Annotated in this window: 14 protein-coding genes; 7 read left to right on the top strand and 7 right to left on the bottom strand. The window is 64.2% G+C overall.

The genetic code is table 11. The annotated features are described in order from the left end of the window. Positions 1-17 precede the first annotated feature (17 nt). The 4 genes from BoBH3_RS19030 to BoBH3_RS19015 all read right to left on the bottom strand — a co-directional run bounded on the left by BoBH3_RS19030 (position 18) and on the right by BoBH3_RS19015 (position 4857). Complete coding sequence (locus tag BoBH3_RS19030) at positions 18-1214, bottom strand: amidohydrolase family protein (protein ID WP_262332409.1); 1197 nt, start codon at positions 1212-1214, stop codon at positions 18-20. Positions 1215-1240: 26 nt separating this feature from the next. Continuing rightward, complete coding sequence (locus BoBH3_RS19025; RefSeq protein WP_262332408.1) at positions 1241-2197, bottom strand: ABC transporter permease; 957 nt, start codon at positions 2195-2197, stop codon at positions 1241-1243. Beyond that, a complete protein-coding gene (locus tag BoBH3_RS19020; RefSeq protein ID WP_262332407.1) occupies positions 2187-3179 on the bottom strand; it encodes an ABC transporter permease in 993 nt (330 codons plus the stop codon). The genes BoBH3_RS19025 and BoBH3_RS19020 overlap by 11 nt, the downstream gene beginning before the upstream one ends. Positions 3180-3288: 109 nt before the next feature. Further along, a complete protein-coding gene (locus tag BoBH3_RS19015; protein ID WP_262332406.1) occupies positions 3289-4857 on the bottom strand; it encodes an ABC transporter substrate-binding protein in 1569 nt (522 codons plus the stop codon). 242 nt (positions 4858-5099) lie between these two features. Here BoBH3_RS19015 and BoBH3_RS19010 point away from each other — a divergent pair, with 242 nt between their 5' ends. From BoBH3_RS19010 to BoBH3_RS18990, 5 genes are all read left to right on the top strand, one after another. Next, the gene (locus tag BoBH3_RS19010; protein ID WP_262332405.1) at positions 5100-5807 is read left to right on the top strand and encodes a GntR family transcriptional regulator; all 708 of its coding nucleotides are present in this window, start codon (positions 5100-5102) and stop codon (positions 5805-5807) included. Then, positions 5804-6502 (top strand): flavin reductase family protein, encoded by a 699-nt coding sequence (locus BoBH3_RS19005; protein ID WP_262332404.1) that lies wholly within the window; start codon positions 5804-5806, stop codon positions 6500-6502. Before BoBH3_RS19010 ends, BoBH3_RS19005 begins: the two co-directional genes overlap by 4 nt. 292 nt (positions 6503-6794) lie before the next feature. After that, entirely contained in the window at positions 6795-7607 is an 813-nt protein-coding gene (locus tag BoBH3_RS19000) for an alpha/beta fold hydrolase (protein WP_262332403.1), read from the top strand. Positions 7608-7751: 144 nt separating this feature from the next. Continuing rightward, positions 7752-8153 carry a c-type cytochrome gene (locus BoBH3_RS18995; RefSeq protein ID WP_262332402.1) on the top strand — a complete coding sequence of 134 codons (402 nt, stop codon included), beginning with the start codon at positions 7752-7754 and terminating at the stop codon, positions 8151-8153. A gap of 243 nt (positions 8154-8396) precedes the next feature. Next, positions 8397-8795, top strand: coding sequence for an NUDIX hydrolase (locus BoBH3_RS18990; protein WP_316045118.1), 399 nt, complete (start codon positions 8397-8399; stop codon positions 8793-8795). A gap of 9 nt (positions 8796-8804) precedes the next feature. On the opposite strand, the gene BoBH3_RS18985 is transcribed toward BoBH3_RS18990, so the two are convergent. Both BoBH3_RS18985 and BoBH3_RS18980 read right to left on the bottom strand, forming a co-directional pair. Further along, positions 8805-9275: a DUF6644 family protein gene (locus BoBH3_RS18985; RefSeq protein ID WP_262332400.1), complete on the bottom strand. Its 471-nt coding sequence runs from the start codon at positions 9273-9275 to the stop codon at positions 8805-8807. 70 nt (positions 9276-9345) lie between these two features. Then, positions 9346-9732 carry a DUF6152 family protein gene (locus BoBH3_RS18980; RefSeq protein ID WP_262332399.1) on the bottom strand — a complete coding sequence of 129 codons (387 nt, stop codon included), beginning with the start codon at positions 9730-9732 and terminating at the stop codon, positions 9346-9348. An 890-nt stretch (positions 9733-10622) separates the two neighbouring features. On the opposite strand from BoBH3_RS18980, the gene BoBH3_RS18975 reads away from it, so the two are divergent. Together BoBH3_RS18975 and BoBH3_RS18970 are read left to right on the top strand one after the other, a co-directional pair. Next, positions 10623-11705: a DUF262 domain-containing protein gene (locus BoBH3_RS18975; RefSeq protein ID WP_262332398.1), complete on the top strand. Its 1083-nt coding sequence runs from the start codon at positions 10623-10625 to the stop codon at positions 11703-11705. After that, positions 11692-12201 (top strand): HEPN domain-containing protein, encoded by a 510-nt coding sequence (locus BoBH3_RS18970; RefSeq protein ID WP_262332397.1) that lies wholly within the window; start codon positions 11692-11694, stop codon positions 12199-12201. The genes BoBH3_RS18975 and BoBH3_RS18970 overlap by 14 nt, the downstream gene beginning before the upstream one ends. Positions 12202-12235: 34 nt before the next feature. On the opposite strand, the gene uvrB is transcribed toward BoBH3_RS18970, so the two are convergent. Beyond that, entirely contained in the window at positions 12236-14968 is a 2733-nt protein-coding gene (gene uvrB, locus BoBH3_RS18965; RefSeq protein ID WP_316045117.1) for an excinuclease ABC subunit UvrB, read from the bottom strand. Positions 14969-15009: the final 41 nt, after the last annotated feature.

The following is a 15009-nucleotide window of genomic DNA, read 5'->3' as shown; positions in this document are numbered from 1 at the left end:
CCGGGCGGGCTGCAGCGTCACGGCGCCGTCCTGATCGAGACGCCGTCGCGGGCGACGACCTTGCCGCGCTTGACGACGCGGCGCTTCGGCGAGCGGGTGACGATCGCTTCCGCCAAGCTCGCGCCCGGCAGGAGGACGAGATCGGCGGCCTTGCCCTCGGCGAGCCCGTAATCCGCGATCTCCATCACCCGCGCGCCTTCCGTGGTGCAGACGTCGAGCGCGAGCTTCAGCTCGTCGTCGCGGCGGAAATTATTGCGCAGCCCGACGAACACGGCACGCTCCAGCATGTCGGCATTGCCATAGGGCCCCCAGGTGTCGCGGATGCCGTCCGAGCCCGAGCAGACGCGGATACCGGCGGCGAGCAGCTTCTTCACCGGCGGTGCGGGGCGGCTCGCCGGCGCGGTCGTCATGATGGCGATGTCGAGCTCGGCCAATTGCTCGATGACGGGATCGACCAGCGCGGGCTCGACGCCGAGGCAGAAGGCGTGGCTGACCGTCACCTTGCCCTTCATGCCGAGTGCGCGGGTGCGTTCGATGATGAGGTCGAAGGAAAACAGCCCTATCTCGCCGGGCTCGTGCAGATGGATGTCGAGCGGCTTGCCGTATTTCTGGCAGAGGCCGAAGACCGCATCGAGATGTCCCTTGGGGTCGCGGTCGATGGTGCAGGGGTCGAGCCCGCCGACGATCTCGCAGCCGGCCTTCATCGCCTGGTCCATCAGCTCTAGCGTGCCCGGCCGGCGCAGCAGGCCGGACTGCGGGAAGGCGACCAGCTCGATGTCGACGATGTCGCGGTAGTCCGCGGCGGTCTGCATCACGCCCTCGACGCCCCAGAGCCCGTGCTCGGTATCGACGTCGACATGGCTGCGGATATGGGTCGAGCCCATCAGGGAGGACTGGATCGACTGCCGGGCCGACTGGCGGGCGGGGTCGATGTTCAGCCGCTTCTTGTTCTCACGCTCGTTGTCGATCTTGTCGAGCAGCCTGGGACCAACCTCGTTGGTATACCAGGGCAGGCCCCAGAGGCTCTTGTCGAGATGGGTGTGCGCCTCGACGAGGCCGGGAACGGCGATCTCGCCCCGCCCGTCCTCGACAGCCACGCCGGCAGGCGCGGCGAGGTCCTTGCCGATGCGGGCGATGCGGCCGTTCTCGACCAGGATGTCGACGGTCGCACCAGCCATGGGACGGACATTGCGGATCAGCAGGGAAGCGGTCATCGCAGGCGTATCCTCATCGTTTCTTGTCAGCGGAGTTTCGGGTTCAGCGCGTCGCGCAGCCAGTCGCCAAGCAGGTTCACGCTCAGCACGATCAGCCCGAGCTGCAGCGACGGGAAGACGACGAGCCACCAGGAGCCGGAGAAAAGATACTGGTTGCCGATGCGGATCAGCGTGCCCAGCGAGGGCTGGGTGATCGGCATGCCGACGCCGAGGAAGGAAAGCGTCGCCTCCGAGAGGATGGCGAGGCCGAGATTGAGCGTAGCCGCAACCAGCACCGGCGTCATGGTGTTGGGCAGGATGTGGCGGGCCATGATCCGCGAGGCCGGCACGCGGATGATGCGGGCGGCGAGCACATATTCCTTGCGGCGCTCGACCATGGTCAGCGCCCGCACGGTGCGGGCGTACTGCACCCAGCTCGTCAATGCGATCGACAGCACCAGCACCACCGCGGCAAAGGGCTCGCGCAGCGAGGGCGGCAGCATCTCGCGGAAGATCGCCGAGACGAGGATCGCCATCAGCAGCGTCGGGATCGAGAGCACGGTGTCGCCCAGCCGCATCAGCAGGTTGTCGATGCGCCCGCCATAGAAGCCGGCCGCGAGCCCGATCGAGACGCCGACCAGCATCGAGACGATGACGGCGGCGAAGCCGATGATCAGCGAGACGCGCGAGCCGTAGAGGATGGCGGAGAGCACGTCGCGCCCCTGCGGATCGGTGCCGAGCAGGAAGGGCCATTCGCCGCCATCCTGCCAGATCGGCGGGATCTCGGCTTTGTCGATGAAGATCTGGCTGAGGTCGTAGGGGTTCTGCGGTGCGATCAGCGGCGCGAGGATGGCCGTCAGCACCAGCAACGCCAGCACCAGCGCCGAGAGCCAGGCAGCCGGCGTGGTGCGGAAGCTCCAGCCGATGTCGCTGTCGAGGAAGCGGCGCAGCCGGCCAGGTTGGCGAGGCGCGGTCTCAGCGGGCCGAATCTTCTCAGCGAGCATTGGCCGCTCCCGTCAGGGCATCATCCCGCAGGCGCGGATCGACCCAGGCATAGGTCAGGTCCACCAGTGTGTTGAGTGAGACGAAGATGAAGGAGACGACGATCAGATAGGCGGCCATCACCGGGATATCGACGAAGGTCACGGCCTGGACAAAAAGCATGCCCATGCCCGGCCACTGGAACACCGTCTCGGTGACCAGCGCGAAGGCGATCAGGTTGCCGATCTGCAGGCCGGTGACGGTGATGACCGGCATCAGGCAATTGCGCAGCGCATGGCCGAAATGGACGGCGCGCGCCGGCAGGCCGCGGGCGCGGGCGAAGCGGATGAAGTCGGTGCGCATCGTCTCCAGCATCTCGGCGCGCACGAGGCGCATCACCAGCGTGATCTGGAAGAGCGAGAGCGTGATCGAGGGCAGGATCAGCGCCTTGCGCCCCGAAGGCGTCAGGAAGCCGGTACTCCACCAGCCGATCTGGACGATCTCGCCGCGGCCGAAGGCCGGCAGCCATTGCAGCGAGACCGAGAAGACCAGGATGAACAGGATGCCGAGTGCGAAGCTCGGGAGCGAAACGCCGAGCACGGAGACGAACTCCAGCGTCCTGGCCAGGACGCTGTCGCGCCGGATCGCGGTATAGACGCCGAGCGGAATGCCGACTGCCAGCGAGAGGAAGGTTGCGACCAGCACGAGCTCGAAGGTCGCCGGGAAGCGCTCGGCGATCAGCGTGAACACCTCCTGCTGGTTGCGGTAGGAGATGCCGAAATCGCCGCGCACGGCATTGCCGACGAAGGTCGCGAACTGCAGCACGAAGCCCTTGTCGAGGCCGAGCCGGACCCGCAGCTCGTCGCGCTGCTGCTGGCTCGCCTGCTCGTTCAGCATCAGCTCCACCGGATCCCCGACGAAGCGGAAGATCAGGAAGGCGATGAACGCCACGGCGAGCATGACGCCGGCCGCGTTGATCAGGCGCTTCAGGAGGAAGGCGGGCATGGGTCTGCTCCCAGTCGGCCGGTTTTCCTCTCAGCCCCCATCCTGAGGAGCGCTTCGCAGAAGCGCGCCTCAAAGGATGCGGGCTGAGAGGGGTGCGCTCTTCAGCGCCTCACTTCATCGTCGTCAGCCAGAGCCGCGGCTTGTTGTCCGAGGCCTGCACCGTGTTCGCCACCGTCGAGCGCATCGCCCAGGCCATCGGCTGCTGATGCAGCGGCACGAAGAGGTGCTCGGCCTTCGCGATCTTCAGCGCCTCCTGCATCATCGCGATGCGCTTGGGCGTGTCGAGCTCGACGCCGGCCTTGTCGATCAGCGCGTCGATGCGCGGATCGCCCCAATTGCCCCAGTTGAACACGCCGCCCGTGCCGCTCCTGGAACGCAGCACCTGCACCAGCAGTGAATAGGCGTCGATCATCGGCTCGTTGGCCCAGCCGAAGGAGATGACGTCGAAATCGCCCTTCACCCGCTTGGGAGCCTGCTGGCTGCGCGGCGCCAGGCTGAGATTGGGCTTGAGTCCAGCGCGAGACCACATCGAGGCCACCGCCTGGCAGAACTCCTCCTCGTTGACGAGGGAGTCGCTCTGGCAGTTGAACTGGAAGGAGAAGCCGTTGGGATAGCCCGCCGCCGCGAGCAGCTTCTTGGCGCCGTCGAGATCGAAAGGCAGCCGCACATCCTGCGAGGGCTCGTAACCGGGAATAGCCGGGGCGACGAGCGCGCCGGTATTGCGCGAGAGGCCGCGCATCGCCCGCTTCTGGACCGCATCGATATCGATCGCGCGGTAGAGCGCCTCGCGGACGCGGATGTCCTTGAGCGGGTTCTTGTCCTTCACATCGCTCTCGAACAGCGAGTCCTTGAGGTTGAAGGCGAAGAAGACCGAGCGCAGCTCGTTGGTCTGCAGAACCTTGACGTCGGGCGAGGCCGAAAGCCTCGGCAGGTCCTGCAGCGGCGCGACGTTGGTGAAGTCGATCTCGCCGGAGAGCAGCGCCGCGACGCGGGTCGAGGCCGAGGTGATCGGCGTGAACTCGATGCGATCGATGTTGTGCTGCGGCTTGTCCCACCAGGCCGGGTTCTTGACGTAGACCGTCTTGGAATCGGCGCGGCGGCTCTCGACCGAGAACGGGCCGGTGCCGTTGGCGTTGTCGGTGGCGTAGCCCTTGACGCCCTTGCCGGAATCCGTCGGCAACAGGCTGTTGTTCGCCTCCATCCACTCCTTGTCGAAGATGAAGATGTTGGTCAGGTCGTTCAGCAGCAGCGGATAGGGGCCATTGACCTCGATCTCGACGGTGTAGTCGTCGACCTTCTTCGAGGATTTGTAGGCCGGCAAATTGCCCTTGAGCGGCGAGGTCTCGTGCGTCACCCGCTCCAGAGAAGCGATCACGTCGTCAGCGGTGAAGGAGTTGCCGTTGTGGAACTTGACGCCCTGGCGCAGCTTGAAGCGCCAGACCGTCGGCGACACCGTCTCCCAGCTCTCGGCCAGCGCGGGCTCGATCTTGAGATCGCCGGTATACCGCACCAGCCCTTCATAGACGTGATTGAGCACGGAGAGCGTGAACGTCTCGCCGAAGGAATAGGGGTCGAGCGAGGCGATCTCGCGCGCCGCACCCCATTTCAGCGTCTTCGCTTCCGCCGCGCCGGACAGCGCCATGGCGGCAGCGGCCGCCAGCAACCAAGCCTTCGTCATTCAACTCTCCCCTTTGTCACGAGCGGCGCCGCCGAAGGCAGGCGCCGAAACCATTCCGCCGTTCCCTTGTGCACCGTGGCGCTTTCAGCGCCGTTCTGTGTGCGTTTATTCATCACTATTGCATACGATATGAGAAACGTATTGTATGCGATTATTGAAGACAAGCAGAAACTGGATTGGAGCCCGGACTCGTGACATTGACGCCCTCCGAAAAGGTCGGTTCAGGACGGGGGAAGGCCACCATGAAGGAACGGCATGCGCCGGTATTGCGGGCGCAATCCGTCTATCGGGCGCTTCGGCGCGCGATCATCGAGCAGGCGCTGAAGCCCGGCATGAAGCTGCCGGAGGACTCCATCGGCGAGCAGCTCGGGGTCAGCCGCACGCTGGTGCGCGAGGCCTTCGGCCGGCTCGCCGTAGAAGGGCTGGTCGAGCTCAAGCCCAATCGCGGCGCCTCGGTGGCCTATCCGACGCTGGAGGAAGCGCGCGACGTCTTCGATGTCCGCCGCAGTCTCGAGAGGCTGGTGGCCGAGAGCCTGGCCGGGCGGCTCACCGCCGCACAGGCGGCGGAGCTCGAGGCGCATGTCCGGCAGGAAGAGCAGGCCCATGGCCAGGATGGGCCGGAGTCGATCAGGCTCGCCGGCGAGTTCCACATCAGGCTCGCGGAGATGACCGGCAACGCCCTGCTGCTGCGCTATGTGCAGGAGGTGTCCTCGCGCTGCTCGCTGATCCTCGCCATCTACGGGCGGCCACACTCCTCCGAATGCGCCGTCTCCGAGCACCGCCAGCTCATCGATGCGCTGCGCGCCGGCGACGCCGCCCGCGCCGCCGATCTGATGGACCATCATTTGCGTGCGGTGGTAACCCGAGCGCTGCTCACGCCGCGCATCGAGCGCGACATCCGCGACGTGCTCGCCCCCTATGCCCTTAGCGAAGGATTGACCCCATCGTGACCGCTCAACCGGCCGGAAAGCCGCGGGCCGAAGCCGCCCCCGGCATCGTCACCTTCGACTTCGCGGCGCTCTCGCCGCGCGAGCGCTATAAGCTGCTGATCGGCGCGGTGGTGCCGCGCCCGATCGCGCTGGTGACGACGGTCGATGCGCAGGGCCGGGTCAACGCCGCACCCTTCTCCTTCTTCAACTGCCTCTCGGCCGATCCCGCCATCCTGGCGCTCGGCGTCGAATACCGGCCGACCGGCGCGCAGAAGGACACCGGCCGCAATGTCCGCGAGACGCTGGCCTTCACAGTCAACATCGTCTCGGACGCGCTGGTCGAGGGCATGAACATCTGCGCCGTGCCCTTCGAGCCCGGCACGGACGAATTGGCGGAAGCGGGGCTGACCGCGCAGCCCGGCGTCAAGGTGCCCTGCCCCTGGATCGGCGAGGCGCCGGCCGCCTTCGAATGCCGGCACCACACCACGCTCGGTATCGGCAATTCGCGCGAGATCATCCTCGGCGAGGTGGTCTACGCGCATTTCCGGGCCGATACGGTCAATGCCGGCAATCTTCATGTCGACCCGGCCGCGCTCGACGCCGTCGGCCGCATGGGCGGCCATGGCTATGCGACGACGCGGGATTATTTCGACCTGCCGACGATGCCGGTCGCGACCTGGCGGGCCGATCCGGAAGCTGCTAACCGCCGCCGCTGAGACGCCGCGGCGCGGCACGGCCAATAGCGGCTCGCCCGCGCATAGCCATGCACAAGACGCGGACCAATTAGTCCTTTGTCTATTTGCTCTGCGTCAAGAACATTCCGCCCCCTGCGCTCACACCATGGCGGGGGCTGTCCTGATGCGCCATCCTGCCACCAATCGATCGAACCGGCCACCTCAAGAGCCGGATCATCGCAGCGGGGATTTTTCGTTGCAGGGAGGGACGGGGGATGTCGAGCGGAGCGTCGCCAGCGCAGCACTCGCCAACAGCGCCCCTGCAAGGTGACGCATGACGACAACCGAGATCATCGACTTCAAGGTGGAGACGCCGGACGGCGCGACGCTCCATGCCTTCCGGGAAGGGCATGGCCAGCCGCTGCTGCTGGTCAGCGGCCTCTCCGGCACGGCCGCCTTCTGGACCGACATCGCCTCCACCCTCTCCCGTTCCTTCCATGTCATCCGTTTCGACCAGCGCGGCATCGGCGCCAGCACGCGGGGCGAGGCGCCCTGCAACATGGAGCTGCTGGCGCGCGACAGCATCGCCATACTGGACGCGACCGGCATCGACCGGGCCGTGGTGCTGGGCCACTCCACCGGCGGCTGCATCGCGCAGACGATCGGCAGGCTCGCGCCGGAACGCCTCGACGGGCTGATCTCGAGCGCGAGCTGGCTCAAGGCCGGGCGCTTCATGACCGGGCTCTTCGGCGCGCGGCGGCAGATCCTCGATGCAGACCCCTTCGCCTATGCCGCGATCTCCGTGCTGAGCGGATACCAGCCGCGCTGGATCGAGGCGAACTGGTCCGTCTACGACGCGGCGCTGGAAGCCGCACCGGTGAGCGAGCAGGCGCGGACGGTGATGCGGGAGCGCATCGACGCGCTGCTGGCCTATGACGGCTCGGCCGACGTCCCCGTGCTGCCGATGCCGGTGCTGGTCATGGGCACGCGCGACGACATGGTCGTGCCGGTCTATCATCAGGAGGCGATCGCCACGGCGCTGCCGGGCTGCCGCAAGGCCATCATGGAAACCGGCGGGCATCTCTTCCCGGTCTCGCGGCCGGACATCTTCACCGCCACCGTGGCGGAATGGATCCACGAGCTCTGAGAGCCGGGCTCCTTCTCATCAGCCTTGCGTGAAAGCGGGGCGGCGCGGCGAAATGGCCTCTGCCTCAAAGGCCGCACTTTCGGCTATGTGAGAATGTCTCCAAGGAACGTCTCCGAGGAGCACCCACGTCGAAAGAGCCGACCCATGCGCGCCGCCTTCGCCAGCCTCGCCCTTCTCAGCCTAGCGCTGCTCCCTGCCCTCATCGCACAGCCCGCCGCCGCACAGGACGCCGCCGCCGGCGAGCGCGCCTTCGCCAAGTGCCGCGCCTGCCACCAGGTTGGCGAAACCGCCCGCAACATCGTCGGCCCCGAGCTCAACGGGCTGATCGGCCGCCATTCCGGCACCGCCGAGGGCTACAGCTATTCCGCCGCCAACAAGAACTCGGGCCTGACCTGGGACGAGGCGACCTTCACCGACTACATCAAGGACCCGAAGGCGAAGATCCCCGGCACCAAGATGATCTTCCCCGGCATCAAGAACGAGAAGGAGATCAGGGACCTGATCGCCTTCTTCAGGCAGTACGACAAGGACGGCAAGAAGCTCTGAGCCGCCCACATCGCCCCCCGGCTGCCGCGCCGAGCGGCGCCATGCCCGTTCCGCAGCCCGGCCGCGCACAGTTTCCCGGCAGAACGCCTCTTCCATTTTCGCAAAGCGATGCAATATCTATTCGCTTCGGTGGAACTGCGATGATTCGCGCCCGGGGTGAATCTGCGGGCAGAAAAGGGGCTTGCGGCGGCGATGAAGAAGGCGAGGCGGAAAGCGGGGGAGAAGCGGTCGCAGATCGCCGCCATGCCGGTCCGCCGCGCCCTCGACGGCTCGGCGGAAATCCTGCTCGTCACCTCGCGCACGACGCGGCGCTGGATCGTGCCCAAGGGCTGGCCGATGAAGGGCCTCAAGGATCGCGACGCTGCTGCCCGCGAGGCCTATGAAGAGGCCGGCGTGCTGGGCCGCATCAGCGACAAGCCGGCCGGACGCTACACCTACTGGAAGCGGATGAGCGACCATTTCACCCTCTGCGAGGTGAAGCTCTATCTGCTCGAGGTCGAGCAGCAGCTCGACAGCTGGGCCGAGCAGCACGAGCGCGACCTGCACTGGTTCAAGCTCGCCGACGCCGCCGACCTGGTCGACGAACCCGAGCTCGGCACCGCCATCCGCAAGCTGGAAACGCAGCTCGTCGTCGCAGCGTGAGCGCGCGCTTCACGCGAAGCCGATCCATCGCCCCGCGACGAGCACACAGAGCCAGAGGCTGAACGAAGCCAGTGCGCTCGCCCGCACGCGGGCCGGCACATGCCCGCTCGCGACGGCGCCCTGCAATGCCGCGCCGCGATGCTGGAGCCCGATATTGGCCAGCGCCAGCGCGAGCAGAGCGAGCTTCCAGAGGAAGGCCGCGTTGCCGGCATATTCCAGCGGCTTCACCGTGAAGAGCCAGAAGCCGGTCGGCAACGCGAGCCCGAGGCCGAAGGCCGCCGCCCGCGTCAGGAAGGGCGCGAGCGCGGCGAGCGGGGCGCCGCGGATCAGCCCGGCGAGCCGGAGATCGAGCGGCAGGATGGCGCCGACCAGCAGGCCGACCCCGAGGATGTGCGCGGCATTGACGAAGAGATAGGCCGTGCCGGAGCGCTGCAGCCACAGCGCGCCCGGCCAATGGCCCAGCGCTTCGAGGAACGCCATCAAGCCGGCCGGCCTGCTGTTTCACGCATCGGCTTACTCCGAAAACCGGTTCCCACTTTTCGGGCCGATGCTAGTTGGTCCGAATCCGCTCGGGATACATGTCGTAGTTCTGGCCGGCGATGGTGATGCGCACGGCCTTCATGTGCAGCTTGGTCTTGTCGAGATGGCGGTTGCCGAGCGCGGTGATGGCATCGCCGGGCCTGGCCGTGTCGCCGCGAAAGCCGGAGCGCTCGGTCTGGCTGGGATTGCCGAGATCGACCTGCCAGAGCTTGCCCTCGGACTCGACCATCAGCATCGGATGCGGCGGGGCCATCGAGATCTTGCTGATCTTGCCCTGCAGGGTCATCTGCTCGCCCTCGGCCCAGGACCAGCCGTGATGGGCCAGCGCCGGCAGGGCGGCGGCGGCAGCGAGCGCGGCGAGCCCGAGCGAAAGGCGGCGGCGGTTCAGCATCGTCATGGCAGTTCTCCCCTTTTCAGGCGCCACGCGGGCGCTCCCTCCGCAACGAGACTGGCACGGCCGGGTTGCAGCCGGGCCATCACATCTGCGTTGGGGGGGCGAGGCGCCCGCCACCGGCGTCATGCTCGGGCTTGACCCGAGCATCTCATGCCGAAGGAGGCTCTGTTGCCTTCCTGCCTGAGATTCTCGGGTCTGCGCTGCGCTCCGCCCGAGAATGACGCGTGAGTTTACGCCGCCCGCGTTTCCGCGTGCGGTAGAAATGAGGGGCAGCGGAGCGCCGCGAGGCGCAGGTTTGGTAGTCAGCCGCTTCCATTGAGCCAGGATGCGGCGCGGATGGATTGAGCCACCATCCGCACGCCCCGTGGCGCTCCGCTCATCGGCGTTCTTCAGTCTCCGGGCCGCGCTTATACGGCTGGGCAGATCGGGAACTGCGGGTCCGGACGCCAGTTCGGCTCATCGCCTCGTCGCGCCCTCGCTTACGCAATCCGTCACCGGCCGAGCCTTCCAGCGAGCTCCTCGCACAGGGGCCGTAGTACCCCCAGGGCGGTGCCCCGAAGCCTCCCGGGAGTGGATCGTAACTCCACCCGCAGGCGCCGCCCTCAACCCCGCCACTGGCATACCTCCGGATGGCTGCCCCTCGGGGATGAGGTGGAGGGAGGATAGGGTCGGGGCGCAAGGGCGGGGATAAATTTGACGCAGGCCCGGCAGGAATCTTCTCCCGGATGGCAAGGGCTCCCTGCGGCTATATTCACATAACGTATTATGTTCATCCCCAGCGGAGCGAAATCTAGACGAAGTGGGCGGTGCGCCGACGCACCGATCGACGAGCACGACTACGATTGACGGCCGAGGCGAATCTCAGGATCGTGTTACTTGGAGGATCCTGCGCGATGACGATGCAATCGGACGACGTTGAACTCGAAACAGAAGAAGAAGGCGACGAAACCCCGTTCGTAGAATTTGATATTTCCGTATCCCCAGCCGACCCGACCTTAGAACTTTTAGCCAACAAGGTCAGGCAGAACGATATTATCGTCCCATTCTACCAGAGAAAGTATGTCTGGAAGATCGAACAGGCATCAAGGTTGATTGAATCATTCTTGATGGGCCTACCTGTTCCTCAAGTATTTCTTTATGTAAATGATGACGATCAGTTAGAAATAATTGACGGACAGCAGAGAATTATGTCCGTAAAATATTTCTTTGAAGGCTACTTCGGAGAGACTGATAATCACGGGAAAAGACAAGTTTTTAGATTAAAAGGCCTGTCCGAACGATCCGATTATAATGGAAAAACATTTTCTGAATTGAGTACAAGAGACCAACGCAGGCTTCATAACACGTCACTCAGAGCAATTCATATTAAACAGCTAAAGCCAAGCCTTCGCAACGACAGTGTTTTCCATATCTTCCAGAGACTCAACACCGGCGGAACGCAGCTTAAACCTCAAGAGATACGGAATGCTGTTTATAGAGGCAATATTGTTGATGAACTTAGAGAGTTAAACATTAATTCAGATTGGCGAAAGATACTCGGAATCTCAAACTCGGATAAGAATCAAAAAGACCTCGAGATCGTCCTTCGATTGTTCTCACTCTTTAACAATTGGCAAGATTACGAAAAGCCAATGCTTAAATACCTTAACAATCAAATGGATCAAAATAGGAAATTTGATAGCGCACGCGCGGAATCATTCAAAAAACGTTTTCCAGAAGCAGTTAAGCTGGTCGCCAACACTTTGGATCGGCCATTCCGCCCACGGAATGTCGTAAATGCAGCAATGCTTGAGGGTGTCATGATCGCACTCCTTGAGGACAATGCCGTAACATCTGATCAACTTAAGAAAAAATATGATTCCCTCGCCAAGGATGCCACGTTTGATAAATACCTACGAGGCGCAACAACAGATACTTTGACAGTTAAGGAGAGGATTAAACGCGCCAAGGAAGTGATTTCCGATGGCAAAATCTGATGTGATCCGGCAATTATCCACGCTTGATGATTTAATTGAGGAGATTAATAGCTTAATCCCATCGAGCTCTCCCAGAAGCGTGACCTTTCGCGCTGACTTGGCTGGACTTCTTGTTGTCGCAATGGCGGCAACATATGAAACTTGCGTAAAAGAAATATTATGCGATTACGCCAGCAGACACCACGCAGCATTTGGCGGCTTCACCGTCCGCAATTATGAAAGATTAAACAGCAAAATAAGAGTCAGCGACCTTAAAAAATACTGTGAGACATTTGATCCTGCAATCCATAGCAGATTTAAGCGAAATCTTTCTCAGAAGAAAAATTCAATTTTGGAACGAACAGGGTCAAACATCGAAACATCTTACGAGCAAATACTCAATTGGCGTCACGATTTTGCTCATGCCCGAGGAAGAAATACGACAATCGAAGAGGCTGTTAAAACACACACTTCCGGAAAAAGAATATTATACATATTTGACGATGCTTTTTCCTGAATAATTATCAATTATACTTTAATTTCTAATCAATTTACCTCCGCCCCTTCCTCTCCGCCGCCCCCTTCGGCCGCTGCTCCGGCACCGGCCCCATCTCGTCCAGCGTCGGTTTCCGCACGCGTGACATGCCCGTCAGCAGCGGGTTCGGCTTTTCGCCGCGCTTCGGGGCCGGGCCGGATTTCGGCTTGGCTTCGCCGCCGCCCCAGTTGTGCGGGCCCATGTCCTCGTCGGTGGGCTTGCGGGCGCGGGTCGGCGGGAGATTCGCGGCCTTGCCGAACTGGCGCTCGCCGCGGAACTTGCCGGCAGAGGCCTCGACATCGCCCTGGCGCGCCAGCGGGTCGTCGCTGATCGCCAGTTCCGTCGCCTGGAGGCGCTTGATCTCGTCGCGCAGGCGGGCGGCGGTCTCGAATTCGAGATCGGCGGCGGCCTCGCGCATGCGCTTTTCGAGATCGGCGATCGCGGCCTTGAGGTTGTGGCCGGAGGCCGGCGCCACCAGCCCCTTGTCGACCGTGACATGGTCCCGCTCATAGACCGAGCCGAGGATGTCGCCGATGTTCTTCTTCACCGTCTGCGGCGTGATGCCGTGTTCGAGGTTGTAGGCCTCCTGCTTCTCGCGACGGCGGCTGGTCTCGGCCATCGCCCGCTCCATCGAGCCGGTGACGTGGTCGGCATAGAGGATGACCTTGCCGTCGACGTTACGCGCGGCGCGGCCGATGGTCTGGATCAGCGAGGTCTCGGAGCGCAGGAAGCCCTCCTTGTCGGCGTCGAGAATGGCGACGAAGCCGCATTCGGGGATGTCGAGGCCCTCGCGCAGCAGGTTGATGCCGACCAGCACGTCGAAGGCGCCGAGCCGCAGGTCCCGCAGGATCTCGATGCGCTCGATGGTGTCGATGTCGGAGTGCATGTAGCGCACGCGCACGCCGTTCTCGTGCAGATACTCCGTCAAATCCTCGGCCATGCGCTTGGTCAGCACGGTGACGAGGGTGCGATAGCCCTTCTCGGTGACCTCCTTGACCTCGTCGAGCAGGTCCGCGACCTGGTGCTTGGCCGGCCTGATCTCGACCGGCGGGTCGATCAGCCCGGTGGGGCGGATGACCTGCTCGGTGAAGATGCCGCCGGTCTGGTCCATCTCCCAGCCGCCGGGCGTGGCCGAGACATGCACGGACTGGGGCCGCATCGCGTCCCATTCCTCGAAGCGCAGCGGCCGGTTGTCCATGCAGGAGGGCAGGCGGAAGCCGTACTCGGCCAAAGTCGCCTTGCGGCGGAAGTCGCCCCGGTACATGCCGCCGATCTGCGGCACGGTGACGTGGCTCTCGTCGGTGAAGACCAGCGCGTTGTCGGGCAGGTATTCGAAGAGCGTCGGCGGCGGCTCGCCCGGCTTGCGGCCAGTGAGATAACGCGAATAGTTCTCAATCCCATTACAGGAGCCGGTGGCCTCGATCATCTCGATGTCGAAGGTGCAGCGCTGGTCCAGCCGCTGCGCCTCCAGGAAGCGGCCCATGCGGTTGAGCTCGTCGAGACGGCCCTTGAGCTCCTGCTTGATCGACTTCACCGCCTGGGTCAGCGTCGGGCGCGGCGTGGTGTAGTGCGAATTGCCGTAGACCTTGATGAACTCCAGCTCGCCGGTCTTCTGGCCGGTCAGCGGGTCGAACTCGCTGATATTCTCGACCTCGTCGCCGAACAGGCCGATGCGCCAGGCGCGGTCCTCATAGTGCGCCGGATAGAGCTCGATCACGTCGCCACGGACGCGGAAGGTGCCGCGGGCGAAATCATGCTGGGTGCGCTTGTACTGGAGCGCGACGAGATCGGCGATGAGCTGGCGCTGCTCGATGCGCTCGCCGAGCTTCACCGAGAAGGTCATCGCCGTATAGGTCTCGACCGAGCCGATACCGTAGATGCAGGACACCGAGGCGACGATGATGACGTCGTCGCGTTCGAGCAGGGAGCGCGTCGCCGAGTGGCGCATGCGGTCGATCTGCTCGTTGATCGAAGATTCCTTCTCGATATAGGTGTCCGAGCGCGGGACGTAGGCCTCCGGCTGGTAGTAGTCGTAGTAGGAGACGAAGTACTCGACCGCGTTGTCGGGGAAGAAGCTCTTGAACTCGCCATAGAGCTGCGCCGCCAGCGTCTTGTTGGGGGCGAGGATCAGCGCCGGGCGCTGCGTCTCCTCGATCACCTTCGCCATGGTGAAGGTCTTGCCCGAGCCGGTGACGCCGAGCAGCACCTGGTCGCGCTCCTGCCGGCGGATGCCGTCGACGAGATCGGCGATGGCGGTCGGCTGGTCGCCCGAGGGCGAGAAGTCCGACTTCATCGTGAAGGCGATGCCACCTTCCGACTTCTCCGGGCGCGGCGGGCGGTGCGGCGTCCAGGCCTTGCCGGGATCGATGAAGGGGCTGCCGGTCTCAAGCAGATGCTGCAGCGAGGTCGCCGTCGCGGCCGCGGCGCCCTCGGCGCCGATGAAGGCGGCGTCCGCCTTCTTGGAGAGCTTGCGCTTCGGCCGCTCCTCGCCGCCGGGCCGTTCCAGCGCATAGCTCGGCTTCGCTTCGTAGCCGGCCTGCGGCGTGTCCTTGAAGCCCGACGCGCCGCCGGGCACCGCCGTGCCGCGGTTGATCGCGGGATTCAGCAGGTCCGCCAGATAGCCTTCGAGCGGCTTCAGCTCGGGCTTCGAGGCCTTGGAGTTCGGCGTGCGGGCCGAGGACGGCTTCTTGGCAGCCGAAGATTTGGCAGCCTTGGGCTTCGTCGCGGCGGTATCGGGGCTTTTGGGCATGGCTGCAATATGGGGCGGAACGCGGTGCGATGCGAGGGGGT

This window comes from Allobosea sp. BH3 (genome assembly GCF_025499465.1).
Classification (GTDB): Bacteria; Pseudomonadota; Alphaproteobacteria; order Rhizobiales; family Beijerinckiaceae; genus Allobosea.
The sequence above is the reverse complement of the archived record's forward strand: the minus strand, read 5'-3'. Positions and strand labels throughout refer to the sequence as shown.